21 protein-coding genes and 1 pseudogene are annotated in these 23048 nt (G+C 53.3%); 11 read left to right on the forward strand and 11 right to left on the reverse strand.

Annotated features, from left to right (window positions below):
* The first annotated feature begins 69 nt into the window (after nucleotides 1–69).
* Nucleotides 70–420, forward strand: a complete 351-nt coding sequence (locus V2S86_RS06335; RefSeq protein ID WP_004945080.1) for a hypothetical protein — start codon at nucleotides 70–72, stop codon at nucleotides 418–420.
* A 158-nt stretch (nucleotides 421–578) separates the two neighbouring features.
* A complete protein-coding gene (locus tag V2S86_RS06340; protein ID WP_330761692.1) occupies nucleotides 579–2213 on the forward strand; it encodes a peptide ABC transporter substrate-binding protein in 1635 nt (544 codons plus the stop codon).
* 361 nt (nucleotides 2214–2574) lie between these two features.
* Here the strand turns inward: V2S86_RS06340 and V2S86_RS06345 are convergent, their stop codons facing one another.
* Both V2S86_RS06345 and V2S86_RS06350 read right to left on the reverse strand, forming a co-directional pair.
* Nucleotides 2575–3399 carry a phytanoyl-CoA dioxygenase family protein gene (locus tag V2S86_RS06345; protein ID WP_330761693.1) on the reverse strand — a complete coding sequence of 275 codons (825 nt, stop codon included), beginning with the start codon at nucleotides 3397–3399 and terminating at the stop codon, nucleotides 2575–2577.
* A gap of 343 nt (nucleotides 3400–3742) precedes the next feature.
* Entirely contained in the window at nucleotides 3743–4813 is a 1071-nt protein-coding gene (locus tag V2S86_RS06350) for a hypothetical protein (RefSeq protein WP_330761694.1), read from the reverse strand.
* A 146-nt stretch (nucleotides 4814–4959) separates the two neighbouring features.
* On the opposite strand from V2S86_RS06350, the gene zntB reads away from it, so the two are divergent.
* Nucleotides 4960–5943 (forward strand): zinc transporter ZntB, encoded by a 984-nt coding sequence (zntB, locus tag V2S86_RS06355; protein WP_330761695.1) that lies wholly within the window; start codon nucleotides 4960–4962, stop codon nucleotides 5941–5943.
* Nucleotides 5944–6162: 219 nt separating this feature from the next.
* Here zntB and V2S86_RS06360 read toward each other — a convergent pair whose 3' ends face one another.
* The 5 genes and pseudogenes from V2S86_RS06360 to V2S86_RS06375 form a co-directional block, all read right to left on the reverse strand.
* Entirely contained in the window at nucleotides 6163–6561 is a 399-nt protein-coding gene (locus V2S86_RS06360) for a VOC family protein (RefSeq protein ID WP_006319557.1), read from the reverse strand.
* 142 nt (nucleotides 6562–6703) lie between these two features.
* Entirely contained in the window at nucleotides 6704–7642 is a 939-nt protein-coding gene (ttcA, locus tag V2S86_RS06365; RefSeq protein ID WP_330761696.1) for a tRNA 2-thiocytidine(32) synthetase TtcA, read from the reverse strand.
* Nucleotides 7643–7659: 17 nt separating this feature from the next.
* Nucleotides 7660–7983 (reverse strand): annotated as a pseudogene (locus V2S86_RS25455) (site-specific integrase); the annotation flags it as partial.
* 246 nt (nucleotides 7984–8229) lie between these two features.
* The gene (locus V2S86_RS06370) at nucleotides 8230–8469 is read right to left on the reverse strand and encodes a DUF1493 family protein (RefSeq protein ID WP_442996150.1); all 240 of its coding nucleotides are present in this window, start codon (nucleotides 8467–8469) and stop codon (nucleotides 8230–8232) included.
* 69 nt (nucleotides 8470–8538) lie between these two features.
* The gene (locus V2S86_RS06375) at nucleotides 8539–9252 is read right to left on the reverse strand and encodes a B3/B4 domain-containing protein (RefSeq protein WP_330761697.1); all 714 of its coding nucleotides are present in this window, start codon (nucleotides 9250–9252) and stop codon (nucleotides 8539–8541) included.
* Nucleotides 9253–9295: 43 nt separating this feature from the next.
* Here V2S86_RS06375 and V2S86_RS06380 point away from each other — a divergent pair, with 43 nt between their 5' ends.
* Together V2S86_RS06380 and V2S86_RS06385 are read left to right on the forward strand one after the other, a co-directional pair.
* Complete coding sequence (locus V2S86_RS06380; protein ID WP_330761698.1) at nucleotides 9296–9898, forward strand: helix-turn-helix domain-containing protein; 603 nt, start codon at nucleotides 9296–9298, stop codon at nucleotides 9896–9898.
* 69 nt (nucleotides 9899–9967) lie between these two features.
* Nucleotides 9968–11209, forward strand: coding sequence for an alginate lyase family protein (locus tag V2S86_RS06385; RefSeq protein ID WP_330761699.1), 1242 nt, complete (start codon nucleotides 9968–9970; stop codon nucleotides 11207–11209).
* An 8-nt stretch (nucleotides 11210–11217) separates the two neighbouring features.
* Here the strand turns inward: V2S86_RS06385 and nifJ are convergent, their stop codons facing one another.
* Entirely contained in the window at nucleotides 11218–14751 is a 3534-nt protein-coding gene (nifJ, locus tag V2S86_RS06390) for a pyruvate:ferredoxin (flavodoxin) oxidoreductase (protein WP_330761700.1), read from the reverse strand.
* A gap of 248 nt (nucleotides 14752–14999) precedes the next feature.
* On the opposite strand from nifJ, the gene V2S86_RS06395 reads away from it, so the two are divergent.
* Both V2S86_RS06395 and V2S86_RS06400 read left to right on the forward strand, forming a co-directional pair.
* Nucleotides 15000–15332, forward strand: coding sequence for an SMR family transporter (locus V2S86_RS06395; protein WP_330761701.1), 333 nt, complete (start codon nucleotides 15000–15002; stop codon nucleotides 15330–15332).
* A gap of 547 nt (nucleotides 15333–15879) precedes the next feature.
* The gene (locus tag V2S86_RS06400; protein WP_311992462.1) at nucleotides 15880–16140 is read left to right on the forward strand and encodes a DUF333 domain-containing protein; all 261 of its coding nucleotides are present in this window, start codon (nucleotides 15880–15882) and stop codon (nucleotides 16138–16140) included.
* A 45-nt stretch (nucleotides 16141–16185) separates the two neighbouring features.
* Here V2S86_RS06400 and hslJ read toward each other — a convergent pair whose 3' ends face one another.
* Together hslJ and V2S86_RS06410 are read right to left on the reverse strand one after the other, a co-directional pair.
* The gene (gene hslJ, locus V2S86_RS06405) at nucleotides 16186–16614 is read right to left on the reverse strand and encodes a heat shock protein HslJ (protein WP_330761702.1); all 429 of its coding nucleotides are present in this window, start codon (nucleotides 16612–16614) and stop codon (nucleotides 16186–16188) included.
* 19 nt (nucleotides 16615–16633) lie between these two features.
* Nucleotides 16634–17626, reverse strand: a complete 993-nt coding sequence (locus tag V2S86_RS06410) for a 2-hydroxyacid dehydrogenase (protein ID WP_330761703.1) — start codon at nucleotides 17624–17626, stop codon at nucleotides 16634–16636.
* A 424-nt stretch (nucleotides 17627–18050) separates the two neighbouring features.
* Here V2S86_RS06410 and V2S86_RS06415 point away from each other — a divergent pair, with 424 nt between their 5' ends.
* The 4 genes from V2S86_RS06415 to V2S86_RS06430 all read left to right on the forward strand — a co-directional run bounded on the left by V2S86_RS06415 (nucleotide 18051) and on the right by V2S86_RS06430 (nucleotide 22137).
* On the forward strand, nucleotides 18051–18491 hold the full coding sequence (locus tag V2S86_RS06415; RefSeq protein ID WP_330761704.1) for a hypothetical protein: 441 nt from the start codon (nucleotides 18051–18053) through the stop codon (nucleotides 18489–18491).
* A gap of 502 nt (nucleotides 18492–18993) precedes the next feature.
* The gene (locus V2S86_RS06420; protein ID WP_330761705.1) at nucleotides 18994–21606 is read left to right on the forward strand and encodes a YdbH family protein; all 2613 of its coding nucleotides are present in this window, start codon (nucleotides 18994–18996) and stop codon (nucleotides 21604–21606) included.
* Nucleotides 21603–21800: a YnbE family lipoprotein gene (locus tag V2S86_RS06425; protein ID WP_330761706.1), complete on the forward strand. Its 198-nt coding sequence runs from the start codon at nucleotides 21603–21605 to the stop codon at nucleotides 21798–21800. The genes V2S86_RS06420 and V2S86_RS06425 overlap by 4 nt, the downstream gene beginning before the upstream one ends.
* A gap of 13 nt (nucleotides 21801–21813) precedes the next feature.
* Nucleotides 21814–22137, forward strand: a complete 324-nt coding sequence (locus tag V2S86_RS06430) for a YdbL family protein (RefSeq protein ID WP_006319568.1) — start codon at nucleotides 21814–21816, stop codon at nucleotides 22135–22137.
* 121 nt (nucleotides 22138–22258) lie between these two features.
* Here V2S86_RS06430 and azoR read toward each other — a convergent pair whose 3' ends face one another.
* A complete protein-coding gene (gene azoR, locus V2S86_RS06435; protein ID WP_006319569.1) occupies nucleotides 22259–22864 on the reverse strand; it encodes an FMN-dependent NADH-azoreductase in 606 nt (201 codons plus the stop codon).
* Nucleotides 22865–23048: the final 184 nt, after the last annotated feature.

The following is a 23048-nucleotide window of genomic DNA, read 5'->3' on the forward strand; positions in this document are numbered from 1 at the left end:
CGCGCCGGTCATTTCGCTGTTGTTATACTATCGGCAAAGCTAACCCAATAACCAAGCAGGGGATTTAACATGCCAGTAGCCAGAATAGTTGCCAGCTATAGCGAAAATGAAAAGGATACCATCACGCTGCTGTGCGGCGTGGATGAGGAAAACCAGATCCGTCAGGGGGAATGGTTCGGCGTGGTGAAGAATGACGATGGGCGCGGCGATGAGTCCAACTATCCCTTTACCCTGCACGTTGACTACCAGAAAAACACCTTCTATCTCGACTATGGTTATGACGATGCCGAGTCGCGCCAGATGCAGAAGACCGATATTTATTCTAAACCGCTCGCCGAACAAAGCTTTTTCACCATTTTCGACGAGGAAGAGGGTGAAGAGTTCAGTTACCGCATCAACAGCATTCACCTTTACGACTAATCACATCTGAGACAAAAATGCCCGTGTCGACGCTGTCGCACGGGCATTTTTTATTGCCGGCCCCTCAGTTTTTGCATCTTGTCCGCCCTGGACTATAGGTGAGAGGGATCTTGTGCTATATGATAAAAAATTCAGATGGTTAACGGGGATGAATCAGAATGACGGGAAGAAAAATTCAGCAAGGTTTTCGTTTTGCGTTGTGTGCAGTGGCTATTGGCGCAGGATTAAGCAGCGCGATGGCGGCGCAGGTTCCCCCAGGCACCACTCTGGCGGAAAGGCAGGAAATTGTTCGCCATATTAAAGATGAGCCGGCTTCGCTGGATCCGATCAAGGCAGTGGGCTTGCCGGAGGCGCAACTGGCACGCGATCTGTTCGAGGGGCTGGTGAACCAGGATGCCAAGGGTAAGGTGATCCCTGGCGTCGCCACCCGTTGGCAGACGTCCGATAACCAAACCTATATCTTCACGTTGCGCAAAGATGCGCGCTGGTCAAACGGTGACCCTGTAACGGCAAAAGACTTCGTTTATAGCTGGCAACGCCTGGTCGAGCCGAAAAACCTGTCGCCTTTCGCCTGGTTCGCCCAACTGGCCGGCATTCAGAACGCCGACGAGATCATCGCCGGCAAGCTGCCTGCCGACAAGCTGGGCGTAACGGCGTTGGACGATTACACTTTTAAAGTGCAGCTGAACAAACCGGTACCCTATTTTGTCAGCCTGACCGCCAACTTCAGCCTGTTCCCGGTGAACCGGTCGGTAGTGGAGAAATTCGGCAATGACTGGACCAAAGTCGGCAACCTGGTGGGCAATGGTGCGTTCAAACTGCAGGAGCGAGTGGTCAACGAGAAACTGGTGCTGACGCCAAATGAACATTACTGGGATCACGCTCATACCGTGCTGACCAAAGTGACCTTTGTGCCGATCAACCAGGAGTCCAATGCCACCAAGCGCTATCTGGCCGGCGACATTGATATCACTGAGTCCTTCCCGAAAAACATGTACCAGAAGTTGCTGAAAGATATCCCGGACCAGGTTTATACCCCGGATCAGCTCGGTACCTATTATTACGCCTTCAATACCCAACGTGCGCCGACCAACGATGTGCGCGTGCGCAAAGCACTGTCGTATGCAATCGACCGTAAAATTATCGCCGAAAAAGTGCTGGGTACCGGCGAGAAGCCGGCCTATCACTTTACGCCGGACGTCACCGCCGGGTTCAAACCGGAAGTGAGCCTGATGCAGCAGCAATCGCAGGCGGAACTGAATGCGCAAGCCAAGGCGCTGATGCAGGCTGCCGGCTACGGTCCAAATAACCCGTTGAAGCTGACATTGTTGTACAACACCTCTGAAAGCCATCAGAAAATTGCGATTGCCGTGGCATCGATGTGGAAGAAAACGCTCGGTATTGACGTCAAGCTGCAAAACCAGGAATGGAAAACCTACATCGACAGCCGTAACACCGGCAACTTCGACGTAGTGCGCGCCTCCTGGGTGGGCGATTACAACGAGGCATCGACCTTCCTGTCGTTGTTGAGTTCCTCTCACAGCGGCAACATCGCCAAATTCAAGAGCGCCAGGTATGACAATCTGCTGGCGCAGGCCAGCCGGGAAACCAACGCAAAGGCTCTGACGGCGGATTACAATAAAGCGGAACAGATCATCGCGGAACAGGCGCCGATCGCGCCAATTTACCAGTACACCAACGGTCGCCTGATCAAGCCTTGGGTAAAAGGCTACCCGATCACCAATCCGGAAGACGTGGCTTACAGCCAGACGATGTATATTTTGCAGCACTAAACGACAGTACTTAGCAGACAATACAAAAAGCCCCAATTTCATGAAGTTGGGGCTTTTTCATAGAGAGAGTCAGCGCGAAAAACGAAATGAATGATGCCTGCCTAATGACAAGGGAGGGATATCATCCTCGGGCAGTTTTTTAACGGTTTACTTAATCAAACCAATACGTGGGCCATTTTTTACGCAGGGAGCATATCGAGTCCATCGTGCATGCTGCAGGAAACATACGCGCCAACGGCAATGAAAGGCGAAGATTTCACGTAAAGAATTAGATGAAAAATCACATAAAAAAGGGGCATTTTTCTGCAACACATCTATTTATTTTGTGAAGAATAGCCGACGAATGTCGGCCAAAAGTAAGTTATAGACCCTTTTCAAATCGAAGCGTTTCTACGCCTTGAATAGTAAGTTCATCAGACAGTTTTTCAGATAAAATGTACATGTTTCGGCCTGATTGTGCGATCTGTCGTTTCATATTCTCTCTGGAAAAATCATAGGTATAAGTATTTGGGGCTCCAAAGGTGAAGAAGAAACTTCGTTTAGGTTTACCATTTTTCAACCCGCAATAAATATCTCTCACGCGCCGGCCCACTTTTGACTTTCCATTCTGATCGCCGAGCATGCGACCGACTTTGAGCAGCCCCCTTTCCACGACATCATATTCTTTACCAGCATGGGTGATTCTGACATCGAAAATTACGACATCACCGGGCTTGGTAGCCAAAGATACCGACTCGCCATCGGTAAGATTATCAATCATATGGGACCCAACACGAACAGAAAGCCCGCTGCCATCCGTCGAATGGTCATTCATATAAACGCCCATTTTATAGACGCGACACTCTGGCGTGAAATATGGCGTTGTAAAATAGGCCCCTTTACCATCGTCTTTATGCCAGCCAAACCCCATATTGTGATGAATATCTGCATGTGAAGTAAAAACAAAATCTTCTTGTCCGAATACCGCTCTATAGGCATCCAAAACCTTAGGGTGCGAGAAAACCCAGGAAAACTCTTCTTCTTCTACAGCGATGTTAGGTTGAGTTAATCCATAGCGATACGTAACCCCTTTTTGTTCGAAAAAGGCATCAATTGATGATTGCATACGTTTCATCTCTTCGGGAGAGAATAGGTCACGGATGACAACAAAGCCATTACGCTCTATTTGTTCCTTTAGGCTGCTCATTATTTACCTTGATATGTAAGTTTTTGAGAATTTTTGTCTGCTAGTGTATTACAGTGTTGCACAGTAATTTTTTTTGTAAAATTCTTCAGCTTAATTTACATGGGTAAAAAAATTCCTAAAGGGGTTTTCGTTGTCTTTTCCTTTAAGTTCAATGTGTTGATTTTTTGTTTTCAGACTTATTCGGGGCTTGGCGGGAAGGGGGTGGTTAATTTATTTCAATCTCTTTATGTTTACATTCCTGTAGGTAGTGAGCGTAAATTTATCGCTTGCAAGATATTTATTAGCTAATTAATTATTTTTTAATAAAGCCATCCAATTAATGACATGCTTTTCGCTCGGATTGTTATTTTCCTGTCTGGATATCAAACAGCGCGCTGCGCGCAACAGAGGAAGGAAATATGCAAGACACGTCGTGCGCGCAGCCGGGGACGATCAGTAACCGACGCTTGGCTCGCGGGGCGATAAAACGCCGATCGTAAGCCGCATAGGCGATACCGCGTTGCAGACGGTAGGGGCCCTGAGCCTGCGCAGCGCAGGATTTATCGAGTATCTTGTAGAAGGTGCCGGGCGCGCGCCCGGTATCTTTTTCGCCCTCAATATAGGCGATGTTCGCCGCGGCATAGCGTTGGCGCACTGTTTCGCGGGTTAGACCATGAAACCCGGGGATATTTTCAATACCGTATTTCCAGCGATTTAGGGTTGGGCATGAGTCATCGGTCACTTCCGTCCAGGTAAAGTCGCAGCCTTTTTCCTGACTACAGCTGCGCCAGTCGACAACCGGCCGTGGACGAAAGCGATCAAAGTAAAGCCAACTGCCGGGGTCGGAAACGACATAACGCACGCTCATGCCGGTGGGCGATTCCGCAAACCCGACATAATGCTGCACGAACTGCGCGCCGGCGGAAAACCCAGCGACAGTGACCTGCCGTAACTGCGGCCATTTGATTTTCAGTTCGGCGATCAATTGGTCAAGCGCGGCAAATGAGCTGACTTTTGACTGTAAATCCAACCCACCTTCGATCCAGGAACTGCAACTCCACAATGCATCTCCCGTCTGCGCCGCAGGAACACCGGGCGAATGGCAGCGCCTGGCCTGCGCGGTGGGAACCGGATAGAGCGGTGCAACCAGTAAAGTGTCGTCGGTTTTATCTGCCCGTTGGGCCGCCTTCAGGGCCGCTGCCAGCGTTTTTCCTGCGTCTCTGGGGTGACCGTGCAACACGATTAAAGCGGCGTGCGGCGTGCGCCCGTGGGATTTTACGACGTAGTAAGGCAAATTACCTGCCGAGTCGTCGAGCTTGAGCCGATAGGCATCGGCGATGCCCTCGAGTGAATTATCTGCGGCAAGCAGTGGGTAAAATGGCACCGGAGCAAGTGTCAAAACAGAAGCCAGCAGTAACGGCGATGTGCATTTCATGGAGGACCGGGCTGAAAGTTGGGCATTATTCACCCATGTTAGCGCATAAGGTGCGGGACAGGGGTAACCATCGAGTGGCTTTATCTTTGAGTCGCAAAGCATTAACGCTAGACTCTGATGTAACTGAAAAGCGAAGGGGATAAGGAATGGATGTCATTGAGGGGCGCGAGTTACAGGTTCCTGATGCGGTGTATGCTTACCAGCTCGATGGCAAGGGTGGCGTAACATCGATTGACTACGATGATAAAATCACCTGCGATGAGCCTTGCTGGCTGCATCTGGATTATGCGCACCCGGCCAGCGCTGAATGGCTGAATACTACCCCGTTGTTACCGGATGCGGTAAGAGAAGCGTTATCAGGGGAAAGCTCACGTCCACGGGTCAGCCGCCTGGGCGACGGCACCATGATCACGTTGCGCAGTATTAATTTCAACGCCAACTCGCGGCCGGATCAACTGGTGACCATTCGCGTTTATATGACCGATAAACTGATCGTCTCTACCCGACATCGTAAGGTGTACTCCATCGACCAGGTGGTGAGCGATCTGCAAAGCGGTACTGGGCCAACCAACAGCGGAAACTGGTTGGTGGAAGTTGCCGATGCCTTGAACGATCACACCAGTGATTTTATAGAGGATCTGCACGATAAGATCATCGATTTGGAAGATGCGCTTTTGGAGCAGCAAATTCCGGAGCGCGGGCAATTGGCACTGATCCGCAAACAGCTGATTGTGTTGCGCCGCTACATGGCGCCGCAGCGCGACGTTTTTTCCCGGCTGGCGAGCGAGAGATTACCCTGGATGAACGATGACGACCGACGCCGCATGCAAGATGTTGCCGACCGTCTGGGGCGCGGTCTGGACGATCTGGATGGCAGCATTGCGCGCACCGCGATTCTTTCCGATGAAATTACCACCGTGATGGCCGATGCCATGAACCGCCGCACTTACACCATGTCGCTACTGGCAATGGTGTTCTTGCCCACCACGTTTTTGACCGGATTGTTCGGCGTTAACCTGGGCGGTATTCCCGGTGGAGGCAATCCTTTTGGCTTCGCCACCTTTTGCCTGATGCTGACGGGACTGGTGCTCGGTGTGGCCTGGTGGCTGAAACGCAGCCGTTGGCTGTAGCCAAAAAAGCGTGAAAACCCGGTTAACATTGAGCGATATCAACTTTTGCCTCGGGGAAATGGGGCATGATCTCTCTCGCAGGTGAATGCAACGTCAAGCGATGGGCGTTGCGCTCCATAATTGTCTTACTTTCTTATTATTTAGAATTACTGCATAGCACATTGATTCATACAATGCCGGTCTAACCACCGGCATTTTTTTGTCTGCAGTTTACCGCCCTCAGGCCGCGCTTTCGTCCCAGAAACTGGCCTCGATTTTATGCCCATCCAGATCGCGCACAAAGCACCCGTAATAGGCTTCACCATAGTGTGGTCGTGATCCTGGGGCTCCTTCATCTTTCGCGCCGGCCTGCAGCGCCAGCCGGTAAAAATCATCGACCTGCTGTTTGCTGGTAGCGAAAAAACCTACGTGCATACCGTTACCGGTAGCTGCGGGTTGGTTGTCGATCGGTACCTGCAACCAGAATTCCGGGTAATCACGGCCATAGCCAATTGCGCCAGGGTGCTCCAGCACTCGTCGACAACCTAATGCGGATAGCGTGCTATCGTAAAATTCGGCGGCGGCATCGAAATGATTGGTGCCCAGGGATACGTGGGATACGCAGGGGGTAATGTTCATCGGCAATCTCCTTGTGACTGTATAAATACACAGTATAGGGTAAAGACGGCACTGTCCGATAAATTATGCTGGAATTGTGAGCAGGATCGAAAACTGTCGGCGGGCAGAAATGCCGCCCGCAGAAAACGGGCGGCACAGCGGTTTATTTGATTTCGAGAACGTTTAAACGCTCCAGCGCGGGAGCGGCTTCATCCGCATCTTCTGGCTGCCAGCCGACCGGTTGCATCGGAATATCTTCACGATCGAAAGCCAGATCGCCACCGTCAACCACTTCGCTGCCGTGGTGAATCTCTTTGAAATCAAAAAGATTGTAATCGCTTAGATGTGACGGCACCACATTTTGCATTGCGCTGAACATGGTTTCCAGTCGGCCCGGATAGCGTTTATCCCAGTCGCGCAGCATGTCGCCAATTACCTGACGCTGCAGGTTTGGCTGTGAACCGCACAGGTTACACGGAATAATGGGGAATGCTTTAGCTACCGAGAAACGCTCGATGTCTTTTTCGCGGCAATAGGCCAGCGGACGGATCACCACGTGCTTGCCATCGTCGCTCATCAGCTTGGGTGGCATGCCTTTCAGCTTGCCGCCGTAGAACATATTGAGGAACAGCGTTTGCAGAATGTCGTCGCGATGGTGGCCGAGGGCAATCTTGGTCGCGCCCAGTTCGGTGGCGGTGCGGTAAAGAATGCCGCGGCGCAGGCGAGAACACAGTGAGCAGGTGGTTTTGCCTTCAGGGATCTTGTCTTTGACGATGCTGTAGGTGTTTTCCTCGACAATCTTGTATTCCACCCCCAGGTTTTCCAGATAAGCCGGCAGAATATGCTCGGGGAAGCCCGGTTGTTTCTGGTCGAGGTTGACTGCAACCAGCGAGAAGTTCACTGGCGCGCTTTGCTGCAGGTTGCGCAGGATTTCCAGCATGGTGTAGCTGTCTTTGCCACCGGACAGGCAGACCATGATGCGGTCGCCTTCTTCAATCATGTTGAAATCGGCGATCGCCTGGCCCACGTTGCGACGCAGGCGCTTTTGCAATTTGTTGAGGTTGTATTGCTCTTTTTGACTAACGGTTTGTTTTTCTGACATTTAAATCGTGCTCGTTTTCAATGGGGGGCACTATGGGGGCATGACATGTAGACCGAGAGTTTAGCATTCAACAGGCTATTTGGGTCAGTATTCATTTCTCCCCGCTTCGCACCTTAGGCCTTGAAGGCCCTTTGTGCATATCATGCCCCATCTGGTTTGCAATAGGTTCGCGCCCGCTGAAGCAACCCGCAGGCAAAAGTATGTCGCGTATGGTACGGATTACGACGACGAATGCCAGCGAGTTTTACAGCAGCATTCCAGCGAGCCCCGATCGACGACAGAGAATAGGAGGATTTTTGCTCACCTTTGGCCGCGCGCGGCATAAAAATGAAATGTAAACGCTATGACAGAACCCGGTGAATACTTCCAGAATGTGACCAGTAACGCTGCGCTGGTGCTGAATTCCCCTGAGGCAGTGGCCGGCGCGCTGAAGGTGTATCGAACTGGAGTTGATGTTGGTGCTTGCCGCCAGGTGTCTATGCCGTACAACTCGTTGGTTGAATACCGGCGGTATGGGTTCGGTGATCCGTTAGTGTTCTCTGCATGCAAGGTATGCTGAGGAAATGCCGGGGAGGCTCCCGGCATTGTTAATCGTAAAGCCAGCGTCCGGCCTTGGCTGATTCAGCGAACATTCTGACAGTGAACGGTGGGCGGTTAGACGCTATTGCTTCCCTGATTTCTGACCCTTTTATTAATCGCTTTAGTAGAGGGTTTTTTATTATGGGGCAGTAATGGGTCATGTCCATTTTTGAAACATCAACGCCAAATTTTTTTCCGAAATCTTCGATAGCATAAGGTAGTTCATCTGGAGCCGAATAATCCTGCAAATGTGTGTCTAACTCGAGCGGGACAGCCTTAAACGTCCGGTTAAGTGGGGTTGATAGAAAGCGTCTTTTTTACTTTGTTTGATGCTCTTCAGCCAGATCGAAACCAATCAGTGTCTGCTCGGTTTTTACCCCCGGCATCATCTGATGCAACCCATTGATCAATTCCTCACCGGCATCATACAGCGCCTGTAACGGCATGGCCGGCAGGCTTTCCAGAATAAACCACATCTTGCCGGCGTCCGCACTCAGCCGGGTTCTTACCCCCTGTCGCCAGTTCCAACGACGGCAGGTCACCCCCAGATCGTCACGCCAGACGACTTCCCCCGGTTCCGGCGATTCATGCGTAACCTCACCGTCTTTCATCGTATCAAACAGCTCGCTTCCATCGGCAACCATCAATCTGGGTTGCCCGATATAGGCTTCAATATTTTCCCCGCCAACGGGAATGGCATACCGAATGCTGATGGCATTATAAAGATCAACAACGGGATCAATACTGGGTAATGAACCGTCTCGCATGACCCGTTTGCGCAAAGCTTCTGCGGAACAAGGGGTGCGTTTGGGTTTGGCGCCGAATCCTTTAAATACCTCTCCCCAGGCGGCAAGATGAGCCTCGGCCCAAGGCGCGTCACCCGCAGAAATCGAATGACAAGCCTGTTCCAAAGCCTGGCCGGCAATCCTCGGATTGGTAATGGGGGCTGCTTCAACGGCAATGCTTAAGGCTCTGAAGCCGGGTGCCACGGAGGAAACTTTGGGATCGATTGACGGAATAACTGAAAACATCTGATAATCCTATAATGACTAATTTATTTCATGGTAATGACTAATGACCAATAAAGTCAATATATCGACCGAGCACGGCGCGGACATTCAAACCGTCAATGAAGCGGTTTCAAGCACTATCAAACAGCATCGTAAAAACAAGAAATTGACGCTTGATGAGTTATCACGCAGGGCCGGCGTCAGCAAAGGGATGCTGGTAGAAATCGAGAAGGGTGCAGCTAACCCGAGCATAGCCATATTGTGCAAAATAGCGGCGGCGCTGGGCCTTTCTGTCGCTGATATCGTTAATGTCACCGATGCGCCCTCCGCTTACCTTATCGATAAAAAAGATATACCTACATTATGGACAGGGGATTCAGGCGGAACGGCCCGTTTGCTGGCAGGGACGCGTGGGCCGAATATGATTGAGCTGTGGCGCTGGGAGATGTTTCCTGATGAGCTGTTTGCTTCGACGGGCCATCCTCAAGGCACCTTCGAGCTGCTGCATGTTGAGCAGGGCGTTCTCAATCTGAAGGTGGGGAGTACCGAGATGACTATTCCTGAAGGTTCTTCTGCCGTCGCCAGCACCGATGCGCCGCATCATTATTCAAATCGGGGTGAGGGGAAATTGGTCTTCACCATGACCGTGGCCGAACTTCACGCCTGACATATTGCCGGTTTGCCGGGCGTTATCCCAAGGGCGAGTCTGTATACGAGGTCATATGGCCGGGGGGTTATGCGTAAATTCTTGCAGGCTGGCTTATTGCTTTGTTTTGCATCGTTCGCGGCTAATGCCGCAGAGTGCTGCATTTTCTTGCAGCAATCCCGGTTGTTACAGATAAAAGCGCATCTTAGCGGCGACGTTGACTATCGGCGCCTGCTGCATGATGCCGACAAGGCGCTGCAAAAGCCGCTGCTTAGCGTCACCGACAAAGGTTTGACTCCCCCCAGCGGCGACAAGCACGATTACCTGAGTCTCGGTGCCTACTGGTGGCCGGATGCCGGCAAAGCGAACGGGTTGCCCTGGGTGCGCCGCGATGGGCTTGTGAACCCGGCCAGTAAAAATGAACAGAGTGATGGCGTGCGGTTGGCGGAGTTCACCCAGCGGGTACAGATTTTGACGTTGGCGGGCTATTTCTCTGGGCAACAACGCTATAGCGACAGGGCGATCGCGTTGATCCGCGCCTGGTTTATCAACCCGCAAACGCGGATGAACCCGAACCTTAACTACGCTCAGGGCATTCCGGGGCGCAATAATGGCCGCGGTAACGGCATTCTGGACGGGCGTTATTTCGCCACCCGCATTGTCGACAGCCTGCTGTTGTTGCGCCAGACGCCAGGCTGGACACTGGACGATGAAAGTCGGACGCGGCAATGGTTTGGCCGCTACCTCGATTGGCTGCTGCACAGCCCCGCCGGTAAACAGGAAGCCGCCGCGAAGAATAACCACGGCAGTTGGTACGCCATTCAGGTGGCGGGGATTGCCGCCTGGCTCGGGCGTGATGACGTGGTGCGGGAGATGGCGAAGCTGACGCAGAGTAAGCTTGATTTCCAACTCGCCGTTAACGGTTCGCAACCGCAAGAGTTATTGCGCACCCGTTCGTTCCATTACAGCTATTTCAATCTGCAGGCGTTGGTGCTGATGGCTGGGGTGGCACAACGGCAGGGCATGGATTTGTGGCATTACCGCTCTGCGCAAGGCAGTTCGTTGCTGGCGGCGTTGGACTTTATGGCACCTTACGCTGATGCAGGGCGGAAATGGCCCTATCCAAGCCTGGATCGGGTTGGGGTACGCATCGTACCGCTATTGATTCAAGCGGATAGGCAAATGAAAACAGATCGTTACCTCCCAGTGATTGAGAAGGCGCAGTTCGATGTTGCGCAATGGCAGGGAAAAGAAAGCTACGTACGCGGCGCGGTAAAAGAGGCACAGCGGCAAAGCTGGTTGGAAGCAGGGCGCGAACCGGTCGCGCCCTGAAGGGTTATTTACTCGGCGGACGATTTTTCCGTCTTGCCGGCCAACAGACTGAGGAAATCGTACTTCTCTTTCAGTTCTTTCTCTGCGGCCTGGTACAACGCGCTGGCGACCTCCGGTTGCTGCGAGTTCAGGCGGCGGAAGCGCTGCTCTTTGAGCAGGGTTTCGGTCAGTTCGCTGTTTGGCGGCCGCGAATCCAGCGCCAGCGCGGGTTTACCCTGGTCGGCGCGGCGTGGATCGAAACGGTACAGCGGCCAGAAACCGGCGGCGGTCAACTGTTTCATCTGATCGTGGCTAAGCGCCAAATCATAACCGTGCTCCTCGCACGGGCTGTAGGCGATAATCAGTGACGGGCCCGGATAGGCCTCCGCCTCCTGAATGGCCTTCACCGTCTGGTTGAGCTGTGCCCCCAGCGAAATCTGCGCCACATAGACATGGCCGTACATCATCATACTGACGCCCAAATCCTTGCGTGCCTTGCGTTTGCCGTGCTCGCCGAACTTGGTCACCGCACCGAGCGGCGTGGCTTTCGACTGTTGCCCGCCGGTGTTGGAGTAACACTGGGTATCCAGCACCAACACGTTGACGTTCTCGGTCAGGCTGAGGACGTGATCCAAACCGCCGAAACCGATATCGTAGGCCCAGCCGTCGCCGCCAATCAGCCAGATGGATTTATCCACCAGATAATCGGCGTCGGTCGCCAGTTGGCGAGCGTCGTTACCCTCGATCTGCGCCAGCAGGCCACGCAGTTCAGCGATCTGTTTGCGGCGCGGTTCCGGCGCGATGTCTTGCATTTGCAAAGCGTTGACCAACGGTTCCGGCAGTTGCGGCGAGAGCGTATTCAGCAACCGCAGTACACGATTCCGATGCTGATCGACCGTCAACCTGAAACCCAGACCAAATTCGGCGTTATCTTCGAACAGCGAGTTGGCCCACGCCGGGCCGCGGCCTTCGGCGTTGGTGGTATAAGGTGTGGTCGGCAGATTGCCGCCGTAAATAGATGAACATCCGGTGGCATTGGCAATCAGCAGTCGATCGCCGTAGAGCTGGGTCAGCAGCTTGATGTACGGCGTCTCGCCGCAGCCCGAACAGGCGCCGGAATATTCGAACAGCGGCGAGATCAGCTGCGAAGTGCGGATATCGATGCGCTCAATCTGCGCCGGGTCGATCTCCGGCAATTGCAGGAAGAAATCGTAATGCTGCTTTTCCACCTCGAGATTATCGAGCCGCGAAGCCATGTTGATCGCCTTGATGTCCGGGTTCTGGCGATCTTTGGCCGGACATACCTCTACGCACAGGTTACAGCCGGTACAATCTTCCGGCGCGACCTGCAGCACATACTTCTGGCCGCGCATATCGCGCGCTTTGACATCCAGCGACTGCAAGCTGGCGGGGGCGTGCTCCATCGCCTGCGGTTGCACCACTTTGGCACGAATGGCGGAGTGCGGGCAAGCGGCGACGCAGTGGTTACACTGGGTGCAGAGATCCGGCTGCCAGAGCGGGATCGCCTCGGCGATATTGCGTTTTTCCCATTGGGTAGTGCCGACCGGCCAGGTTCCGTCAGGTGGGAAGGCCGAGACCGGCAGTGCATCGCCCAGCCCGGCCAGCATCGCGGCGGTAACGGTTTTGACAAAATCGGGGGCGGCATCCGAGACTACCGGCGGGCGCAGCGGGCTGCCGGCGTCGACCGGTTGAAGCGGGATCTCAATCAGTGCATCAAGCGTGGCATCCAGCGCCTGCCAGTTGCGTTCGACGATCTCCTGGCCTTTGCTGCTGTAGCTGCGGGCGATAGCGTCCCGCAGCTGCTGCAATGCCACGTCACCCGGCAGAATTTGCGTGAGTTGGAAAAACGCCATCTGCATCACGGTATTGATGCGCGCGCCGAGCCGGCACTCGCGCGCCAGTTTTGCCGCGTTGATAATATAGAAGCGGGCCTGGCGCTGTAGCAGCACCGCCTGAACGTCCTGCGGTAGCCGTGACCACGCCTCTTCGGCACCGTATGGCGTATTAAGCAGGAAGATGCCGCCGGGTTTTAGGCGTTCCGCCATCTGGTAGGTATCGATAAACTGCAGTTGATGGCAACCGACGAAATCGGCGCGGCTGACCAGATAGGCCGAATTGATCGGCTGTTCGCTGACGCGCAGGTGGGAAACCGTCAGGCCGCCGGCCTTTTTGGAGTCGTAGACAAAATACCCTTGTGCGTACATCGGTGTGCTGTTGCCGATGATTTTGATGTTGTTCTTGGTGGCTGAGACGGAGCCGTCGCTGCCCAGGCCATAGAATAACGCCTCCAGCGAAGCGCGCTGCGGCAGGATTTCTTCGCTGAGCGGCAGGGAAAGGCCGGTCACATCGTCGAAAATACCGACGGTGAAGCGCGGACGTGGCCTGGCAAGTTGCAGTTCGTTGAACACCGCCAACGCACAGTCCGGCCCGAACTCCTTCGAAGACAAACCGTAACGGCCGCCGATCACCATCGGCATGTCCGCGCGTTCACCGCGGCTGAAAGCCTCTGCCAGCGCGGTCATTACATCCAGATACAGCGGCTCCGCCAGTGCGCCAGGCTCTTTGGTGCGGTCCAGTACGGCAATTTTCCTGACGCTTTCCGGCAGCACGCTGAGCAGGTGCCGAGCGGAGAAGGGCCTGAACAACCGCACTTTCAATACGCCGACCTTTTCGCCACGCGTCAACAGGGCGTCAATCGCCTCTTCGCAGGTGCCGATCGCGGAACCCATCAGGATCACTACACGCTCGGCCTGCGGGTGGCCGTAATATTCAAAGGGTTGATATGCTCGCCCGGTGATCTGCGCAAATTTATCCATTGCATCAATCACATGCTGGCAGGCACTGTCGTACCAGGGGTTAGTGGCTTCACGCGACTGGAAATAGGTATCCGGGTTAGCGGAAGTGCCGCGCACCACCGGGTGATCCGGCGACAGCGCACGGCTGCGGTGGGCGTCAATCGCCTCCTGTGGCAGCATCTTGCGCAGGGCGTCGTCGTCCAGCGGCACGATTTTATTGATTTCGTGCGAGGTGCGGAAACCATCAAAAAAATGAATAAACGGCAGGCGACTGTTGAGGGACGCGGTTTGGGAAATCAGCGCAAAGTCTTGCGCTTCCTGGACGCTACTGGCGCACAGCATGGCGCAACCGGTCTGACGTACGGCCATTACGTCGGAATGGTCGCCAAAGATCGACAGCGCATGGGTCGCCACGGTGCGCGCGGCGACATGCAATACAAACGGCGTCAATTCACCGGCCAGTTTGTACAGCGTCGGGATCATCAGCAGCAGGCCCTGCGATGAGGTGAATGAGGTGGACAGCGCGCCGGTTTGCAATGCACCGTGCACCGTGGCGATGGCTCCGCCTTCAGATTGCATTTCCATCACGCGCGGCACGTCTCCCCAGATGTTTGGGCGGCCGTCGCCGGACCAGGCATCTGCCTGTTCCGCCATGGTCGAACTGGGGGTGATCGGGTAGATGGCAATCACTTCGCTGGTGCGATAGGCGACGGAAGCGACTGCATTATTACCATCTGTAGTAATCATCGACTTTACCTTTCATTGCTCAAAAAGCTGCAAAAGTTACCTCTCGCAGTAATTAACAAAGTCTAGCAGAGGGATATATTGGCTCTTTATCGCGTTTGTGTGGCGGGTGAAAAATCAGCAGTAAGCGCACGCAGGGAATATTTTCGATAAAAATCGTTTTAAAACGGAGAATTAATCGGGTGGTTTAACGACAATTTATTCACGACGCGCCATACTGGTGAACATGTTCACTTACAGAAGAAAAGACGATGAGCGGATTTATCTATTTGACCATGGCGATTGTTGCTGAAGTGATCGCCACCACCATGTTGAAAGCCTCTGAAGGTTTTACCCGATTGTGGCCATCGCTGGCGGTTGTCGTGGGCTATGCCGTGGCTTTCTGGGGGCTGTCGATGGTGGTGAAAACCATGCCGCTGGGGATTGTCTATGCTATCTGGTCGGGTATGGGCATTGTTCTGGTGTCGATAGCTGCCGTATTTGTCTATCAGCAAAAGCTGGATCTACCGGCGGTGATCGGCATGGGGTTAATTATTGCCGGCGTACTGGTGATTAATTTATTGTCGAAAACGGCGGCGCATTGATTGTTATTTTAATGTGAAAATAGCCGGCGTGACATTCAGTGACGCTGGCTGAATGATTTAGACGTAAATAACGGAAAATAAGGGATTACACCATCCTGATAATTTCAGTTCAGGCCAATGAAACTGCAACCTGAATGTCATGAAGGCATTAACCCGTAACCGCAAAGTTCGCCATAGCGCCCACACCGATAGCCAAGGGTTGCGTAGCCGACCAAGGCTACCGACACGACTTCACTCGCCGGCAAAATTCGAATGCGGCGATCGCTGCCCCTCGCGATTGAAACACCTTTGTCTGCAAGCCGTGTTACGCCGCCGACCTTTGACGCCTGATTGGCATCAGAGGGAAAGAAATCCTGTAACGAAAATAATGTCGACTCTGTTCAAATAAACGCCAAATAATTGCAGGAATATATTTCCATAATTAATTTATCAGGCTAAATTAAACGGGTTTGCATCAAAGATAACTGAACGTGTCCGCATTAAGTGACGCGAGTTATCAGCAATGGCGATTTTACACAGCGCAGTTCCGGGTTCAGGAGTGAAAATAATGCAAAAATCAACGTGGTTGCTTGCCGGCGCCGTACTGCTTTTGGCCGCATGCAGCAGCAAGAATGAAGAACCAGTTCAGCAGGGTAACAGCGCAAGAATCAATACGTTACAGACCAGCGCCAACTGCGCCAGCGTGGGTGGTGTCACTACCGTGGCTCATAATTTAAACGGCGAAGCGGTAAGAATGTGCCAGATGCCGAACGGTAAACAGTGTGAAGAGTGGACCTTGGGTAAAGGGGCTTGCTCAACCGCAGGCTAAGAAGTAAAGAACACCAGGCCGCTTAAGCGACCTGGTCAACAGGGTTCACTGCACCCAATCTCGCAGGGTGTATACCAAGGTATGGTCGCCGTCGCTCAGCGTTAACTGCTGAGCGTTGAGGCTGACTTTTGCGCCTTTTCCCAGCACTGCGCCGATCGTCTGATCCCACTGATTGCGTTGCGCATCGGTGCACAGCTTGCGCGTTGAGGCCAGGTTTTTCACCGTCAGCACACCGTTTTGCAACTGGCCGCTGCCGAAGAAACGGTTACACATCGCGCCGGAAACATGCATTTTTTCACCGAACTCAATACTTGGGGCGATACCGGGCTGTGGCTTCACCGCAACGCCGTCCACGCTTTGCAGCACGAAATTGTGATGTAACAGGTCGCTTTCCGTAACGGTTTTACTGTTCTGACTCATTCCACATCCCGCTAATAACAGCGCCGCTAACGCCGCCGACAGACACTTTTTCATGCGTTTCCTCACTGCCAATTCAGGCATTAAGCTGATTAGGGCAATTTTCCCCGCGTTCCAACTGGTTGACGTTTTTCAGCGTGGTTTCCGAAATGCTGGTCAGCGCCTCCTCCGTCAGGAAAGCCTGGTGACCGGTGAACAACACGTTATGACAGGCTGACAGACGGCGGAATACGTCATCTTGAATCACGTCATTGGATTTGTCTTCGAAGAACAGATCGCGTTCATTCTCATATACGTCCATCCCCAGTGCGCCGATTTTTTGTTGCTTCAACGCGTCAATCGCCGCCGAGGAGTCGATCAGGCCGCCGCGGCTGGTGTTGATGATCATGACGCCGTCCCTCATCATGGCGAAGGCGTCGGTGTTCAGCAGGTGATGGTTTTCCGGCGTCAGCGGGCAGTGCAGGGTGATCACGTCTGATTGCGCGTACAGCGTTTTCAGATCAACATATTCTGCGCCCAACTCCAGCGCCTGCGCACTAGGGTAAGGATCGTAAGCCAACAGTTTCATGCCGAACCCTTTCAGGATGCGCATGGTTGCGACACCAATTTTACCGGTGCCAATCACCCCGGCGGTGCGATTATGCATGTTGAAGCCGATCAACCCCTCAAGCGAGAAGTTGGCGTCGCGGGTGCGTTGGTAGGCGCGGTGGATGCGGCGGTTAAGGCACATCATCATCCCTACGGCGTGTTCCGCCACGGCCTCCGGCGAATAAGCCGGTACGCGTACCACGTTGATGCCCAATTCTTTGGCGGCATCCAGGTCCACATTGTTGAAACCGGCGCAGCGCAGGGCCAGGATTTCAACCCCCAACGCCGCCAGCTCTTCAAGCACTTCACGGCTGCCGTCGTCATTGACGAAAATGCATACCGCTTTGCAACCGGCGGCAGTTTTAGCGGTTTTCTTGCTGAGCAGGAAGTCGAAGAACTCCAGCTCATAGCCAAACTGTTGATTCACCAGTTCGAGATATTTACGGTCATACTGTTTGGTGCTGTATATCGCCAATTTCATCGTGGTTTCTCCACCGTGATTTTGTGATAAATTTAACAGATTTTAGTAAATTCTACAATTGGTTAGCTATCCTGAGCCCAGGAGGAATACCCCTCAGAACGCTTCATGTTTTGCGTTCAGGACCGCGTTCTCTCGTTTGAGTTGCTTGGGGAAAATGAGGATAGAATAAAAAAACCCCACATGGGGGTGGGGGTAATGGCTTCTCAGTATACTTCAAATGTTTATTATTAGTATGGTTGCATATTAATTAATGAGCAGGCTTTTCAGCAATAACAAAAGTCCGATTTTTTGATTAAACATTGTCCCGCGAAATGTTTTTTTTGGGCGTCAGAACGGGCTTATGGGTAATATTCTTAACCTGTTAGGTGAGTTTTACTTATGTATTCCCTTGGTTTGTCTGCGATTGCACGACATGATATTATCTATGCTGAAATGGAGTTTTATCGGAAAATCTATGTTTAAATATTTACTTATTTTTCTCGGCGGCATTTTTTCGCCTCTGAATGCTTCGGCGCAGCCTCAAGGACAATGGCTGGCGCGTTGTGACGCAGAGAGACAACAATGTGAAATGTTTTCAGGCGAGTTACGTATTGTACGTAATGTTCACGGCTATCGTATCATTATAGGGCAAGACCATCAGCCGTCGTTATCAACCAGCATTGCGGTGGATCAGGGCAAACCGGTAACGGGTAATCGCAGGGATGGCTTTGACGGAGCCGCGGCAGAGCTGATGCTCGCCGTAATGCGGGGGGCGAGCAATGTTACGATAGCTTATGATAGCCGTTTCAAAACCAAGACTCAGCGAATTAAGATCGATTTGACAGGTTTCGAACAAAATTTGAACGTTATACAATCCATGTTATAAACAAATACCCGCAGACTTTAAGTCATCTTATTCCAATATGTGAATGGTGTTTTCAGAGAAGGTCAATTTTGTTCGTCAGGATTGATAATACTTCATGGTCAGCTTTTTAAGTTTCACTTATTATCGTTTCGCTATTACGAATAGGTATACGTTGACTGTTTACTCGAGAATTTCCAGGTTATTTGTAACAGTCTGTCGCTCCCCCTCAGTCCACATGGCCGCTTTTTATGCAAGTGGTGAATCAAGGACCACTACACTCAGGGACGTCAGAGGGACTTAAATTGTTTTCTGCTATGCATCTATTTTCGCTCGTACGTTCAAAACAGTCCCGGCAGTGTTCAGCGATGAAATTAACAGGCAAGAATCGTCTACTGATACTCAGCTCAGCTTCACCCTATGTCAAATTCGTGCCATCATTATTGCCAATTCAAGCATAGACTTGCCCTACACGGCGTTCGGTTTGGGGGATTAATGCCTAACTCAGGAATGAAGCAATCATTTAATGACTAAGCGATTGAAAGTATTCATAGGGATTGTGGCGGCGATTGTGATCCTGCTGTCGGCGCTGTGGCAAACCCTGCCGCGCTGGCTGCCGCGCGTGCTGACCCATTGGCTGCCACAGGGCAGCCAGCTGGTTTTGCAGGGCAAACTGCGTTGGCAGCAGGGTGCCTTGCAACTGGATGGCGCCCGATTTACCGCGCAGGATTGTTTGCTGGCCGCCATGGGGCCGACCCGGTTGGCTTATCGGCAGGGGCGCTGGCAACTGATCGGCGACAAACTCAGCATTGATAGCGCCTGTCTATCAAAATTGCCCGCCGGCGATACGGACAGCGCGCCTTTGGCGCTCGACAGGCTGCAAAAACAATTGCCGCTGCTGGATATCACCATCAATGATTTCACGGTGATCCCGTGGCAACACTACGCCGGCAAACTGCAATTGCACGCTTCTGCCGGGGGTCAACGCCTGCAGTATCAGGGGAAAAACCTCAGCGCCGAAGCCGTGTTGGATGATCATCAACAACTGACGCTGAACAGCCTGACGCTGACTCCGCCCAACAGCCCGCAACCGCTGCATTTGACCGGCAAGATTGCCATTCCACTGGATTTGGACAGCATGCCTGCGCAGGGTGCGTTGCAGGGCGAGATGCAAACCGGCTATCTGGAAAAACCGTTACTGCTCGATATGCGCTGGCAACAGCAACAAGGCGTGTTGACGCTAACGGAAAAGGGCGACGATAAACCGCTGGTGACGTTACCCTGGGAAATCACCCCTCAGCAGGTCAGCATCAATCAAGGAGAGTGGCGTTGGCCCTACAGCCAGCAGCCGCTTACGGGTGGGCTGAGCGTGGCACTGCACGACTGGAGCAAGGGGCTGGATGAAACCCAAATCAGCGCTCGTTTGAATGTCATCACTGCAGGTCACAATGGTAAAGGCAATGCAGTGTTGACGCTGGGGCCGGGCAAGGTCGGATTGATTGACAGCGATCTGCGCTTCCAACTAACCGGTCAGGCGAACCTGGCCGATTTTTCCATGACCGCCTCTATTCCCGGCATTCTCAGTGGCACTATCCTGAATCCGACGCTGGTCTTGCAGCCAGGGTCGTTGCTGCGTCTGTGGGGCAACGCCTCGCCGGAAATGAAACTGGAAGAAGCGCGCCTGCCGTTGGCAGGCGTCAAGGTGACCGCCGCCGGCATTACCGGCCGCCTGCAGGCCATCATCAACGCCAGCGACAGCTACTGGGGTCGCTTTAAACTGCATCTGGACGGTAAAGCACAGGATTTTTGGCCGGATCACGGCAACTGGCAATGGCGCTATTGGGGAAAGGGTCAGCTGCCGCCGTTGCAGGCGGCCTGGGACGTTGCCGGCAGCGGCAGCTGGCAGGATACGACGATTGTTCTCGACCGTCTTTCCACCGGTTTCGACAAGCTGAAGTACGGCCTGGTGACGGTGGATGCGCCGCGTCTCAGCCTTGGTCAGCCATTGCGCTGGCAGCGGGGTGAGCAGAACCCGGCGTTCAATGCCGATGTTCAATTGGTGGCCGGCAAGGTCAGTTTTACGGACGGTGGCCATTTACCCGCGCCGGTGCTGGCGCTACAGCTTAAAGGCACAACGCCGGATAACTTCCAGTGGCGGGGCAAATTGCAGGCGGAGCAGATTGGGCCAATAGCGCTGCATGGTCGCTGGGACGGCGAACGGATGCGTGGTGAAGGCTGGTGGCCGAAGCAATCGCTGAAAGTATTCCAGCCGTTGATCTCGCCGGATCTCAATATCACGCTGCGCGATGGCGAGTTCTATGCTCAGTCGGCTTTTTCGGCTGCTCGCGTGCAGGGCTTTGAAGCCGGTGGCCACTGGGTCGTGAACAACGGCGGCATGTGGCTGAAGGACGGTGAGATGAGCGGTCTGGATTTTGTCATGTCCTACCGATTCAAAAATCATTTGTGGCAATTGGGTGCCAAACGGCCGGTAACGTTGCGCATCAAGTCATTCAGCAACCTGTTCGAAATGCAGAATATCACTGCCGATCTTCAGGGCTTTTATCCCTACAGCGAGCCTGCGCCGTTAACGCTGAGCAATGTCGGCGTGGATGCACTGAATGGGCATATCAGCCTGTCGGCGTTGCGAATGCCGCAACATGATGCTGCGGTGCTGAAGCTGGATAAAGTGGATCTCAGCGCGCTGTTTACCGCGTTGAAGCCAAAGCAGTTTGCCATGTCCGGCAAGGTCGACGGCGAGCTGCCTCTGTACCTCAATCACCCCAAATGGTTGGTGCGCAATGGATGGATCGCCAATGCCGGCATGCTGACGCTGCGGCTGGACAAGGACATGGCCGATGCCATCGGCAGCAATAATCTGGCGACCGGTGCGGCGATTGACTGGTTGCGCTACATGGAGATCAACAGTTCGCAGGCCAGTGTCGATCTCGATAATCTGGGCGAACTGACGCTAAAAGCGCGCATTGACGGGGTAAACCCGCAGAAAAGCGCCAAACGTGAGGTTATCCTGAATTATACCCATCAGGAAAACGTGTTTCAGCTATGGCGCAGTCTGCGCTTTGGCGACAATTTACAGGAGTGGCTTGAGCAGGCCCTCTCAAAACCTGGGGAACAACCATGAAAATCATCAGCGGACCCTTGCTGGTCGCCATATTGGGCACTTTATTACTGAGCGGCTGCGTGCCGCGTATTGAGGTCGCGACGCCCAAAGACCCGATTACCATCAATATGAACGTGAAGATCGAACATGAAATTCATATCAAGGTGGATAAGGACGTCGATAATCTGCTGAAAACCCAAAGCGGTCTGTTCTAGGAGCCAAACAAAAATGAAAAAATGTTATCTAGGCTTGATGGGGGCCGCCTGGTTGTTCAGTGGTATGGCGATGGCACTGACGCTTGATGAAGCCAAACAGCAGGGCCGCGTGGGCGAGACGCTCAGCGGCTATATTGCGCCGGTCAAACAGGACGCCGAAACCCTGACTTTGGTGAAAAACATTAACGCCGGACGTACCCTAAAATATCAGGAAGTGGCGGACGGTAACCATATCGCCATTGATGAAGTGGCGCGCATGGCCGGGCAGAAGCTGGTGACGCGTGCGCCCGCGGGGGAGTATGTGCGCGGCATTAATGGCCAGTGGTTGAAGAAATAAAAAAGCGCGCCGTTTGGCGCGCAATCGCGATAGAGAATTATTTTGAGGGCAGTACAACCTTGACAGGCGTTAACGCAAACCTGTGAGGTTCGGCAGGGGCATATTGCCCCTGCGATAAGCATCAGGCGGCAACAACCTGCGCCAGCACGGCTTTGGCATCGGCCTGCGCTTTGGTTGCGACGTCCGGGCCGTAGGCGATACCTTCGGCGAACACGAACTCAACGTCGGTAATGCCGATAAAGCCCAGGAACAGACGCAGATAAGGTTCAACCAAATCGGTGGCGGTGCCTTTATGAATGCCGCCGCGGCTGGTCAGGATGATGGCGCGCTTGCCTTTCACCAGGCCTTCCGGGCCGTTTTCGGTGTAACGGAAGGTCACGCCGGCGCGGGCAATCAGGTCGAAATAGTTTTTCAGCTGAGTCGGGATGTTGAAGTTATACATCGGCGCCGCCATAACGATGGTGTCATTGGCCTGCAGCTCGGCAATCAGTTCGTCTGACAACGCCAGCGCTTCTTGCTGACGTGGCGTCAGTGGCGTATCGGAAGGGCGCAGCGCGCCAACCAGTTCGCCGTCAAGCACCGGGATTGGTTGCGCGGCCAGATCGCGGACGGTAATGGTGTCGTTGCCGTGGGTGTTGGCCCACTGTTCCACGAAGAAATCGGCCAGTTGATTCGACTGAGAATAGCCCGCCAGGATGCTTGATTTGAGAACCAATACTTTGCTCATCGGTAATTCCTTACGTTATGACAGTGACATCAGGACAACGCGTCCCTTGCATGCAGTACACTTTATTCAGATTCTTCCAACAGTGATAGCGCAATATTTCGAGTTCTTTGTTCGATTTTATTGAATGACCCAATGCCTCTTGCGCAGAGGTATTATGGGGAAAAAGCGGCTTGTGATACTCTGA

This window comes from Serratia sp. C2(1) (assembly GCF_036352655.1).
Classification (GTDB): domain Bacteria; phylum Pseudomonadota; class Gammaproteobacteria; order Enterobacterales; family Enterobacteriaceae; genus Serratia; species Serratia inhibens.

Coding starts and splice junctions, on each gene's coding strand:
- V2S86_RS06335 (WP_004945080.1), top strand. CDS start 70: ATGCCAGTAGCCAGAATAGTTGCCAGCTATAGCGAAAATGAAAAGGAT.
- V2S86_RS06340 (WP_330761692.1), top strand. CDS start 579: ATGACGGGAAGAAAAATTCAGCAAGGTTTTCGTTTTGCGTTGTGTGCA.
- V2S86_RS06345 (WP_330761693.1), bottom strand. CDS start 3,399: ATGAGCAGCCTAAAGGAACAAATAGAGCGTAATGGCTTTGTTGTCATC.
- V2S86_RS06350 (WP_330761694.1), bottom strand. CDS start 4,813: ATGAAATGCACATCGCCGTTACTGCTGGCTTCTGTTTTGACACTTGCT.
- zntB (WP_330761695.1), top strand. CDS start 4,960: ATGGATGTCATTGAGGGGCGCGAGTTACAGGTTCCTGATGCGGTGTAT.
- V2S86_RS06360 (WP_006319557.1), bottom strand. CDS start 6,561: ATGAACATTACCCCCTGCGTATCCCACGTATCCCTGGGCACCAATCAT.
- ttcA (WP_330761696.1), bottom strand. CDS start 7,642: ATGTCAGAAAAACAAACCGTTAGTCAAAAAGAGCAATACAACCTCAAC.
- V2S86_RS06375 (WP_330761697.1), bottom strand. CDS start 9,252: ATGTTTTCAGTTATTCCGTCAATCGATCCCAAAGTTTCCTCCGTGGCA.
- V2S86_RS06380 (WP_330761698.1), top strand. CDS start 9,296: ATGACCAATAAAGTCAATATATCGACCGAGCACGGCGCGGACATTCAA.
- V2S86_RS06385 (WP_330761699.1), top strand. CDS start 9,968: ATGCGTAAATTCTTGCAGGCTGGCTTATTGCTTTGTTTTGCATCGTTC.
- nifJ (WP_330761700.1), bottom strand. CDS start 14,751: ATGATTACTACAGATGGTAATAATGCAGTCGCTTCCGTCGCCTATCGC.
- V2S86_RS06395 (WP_330761701.1), top strand. CDS start 15,000: ATGAGCGGATTTATCTATTTGACCATGGCGATTGTTGCTGAAGTGATC.
- V2S86_RS06400 (WP_311992462.1), top strand. CDS start 15,880: ATGCAAAAATCAACGTGGTTGCTTGCCGGCGCCGTACTGCTTTTGGCC.
- hslJ (WP_330761702.1), bottom strand. CDS start 16,614: ATGAAAAAGTGTCTGTCGGCGGCGTTAGCGGCGCTGTTATTAGCGGGA.
- V2S86_RS06410 (WP_330761703.1), bottom strand. CDS start 17,626: ATGAAATTGGCGATATACAGCACCAAACAGTATGACCGTAAATATCTC.
- V2S86_RS06415 (WP_330761704.1), top strand. CDS start 18,051: ATGCTGAAATGGAGTTTTATCGGAAAATCTATGTTTAAATATTTACTT.
- V2S86_RS06420 (WP_330761705.1), top strand. CDS start 18,994: ATGACTAAGCGATTGAAAGTATTCATAGGGATTGTGGCGGCGATTGTG.
- V2S86_RS06425 (WP_330761706.1), top strand. CDS start 21,603: ATGAAAATCATCAGCGGACCCTTGCTGGTCGCCATATTGGGCACTTTA.
- V2S86_RS06430 (WP_006319568.1), top strand. CDS start 21,814: ATGAAAAAATGTTATCTAGGCTTGATGGGGGCCGCCTGGTTGTTCAGT.
- azoR (WP_006319569.1), bottom strand. CDS start 22,864: ATGAGCAAAGTATTGGTTCTCAAATCAAGCATCCTGGCGGGCTATTCT.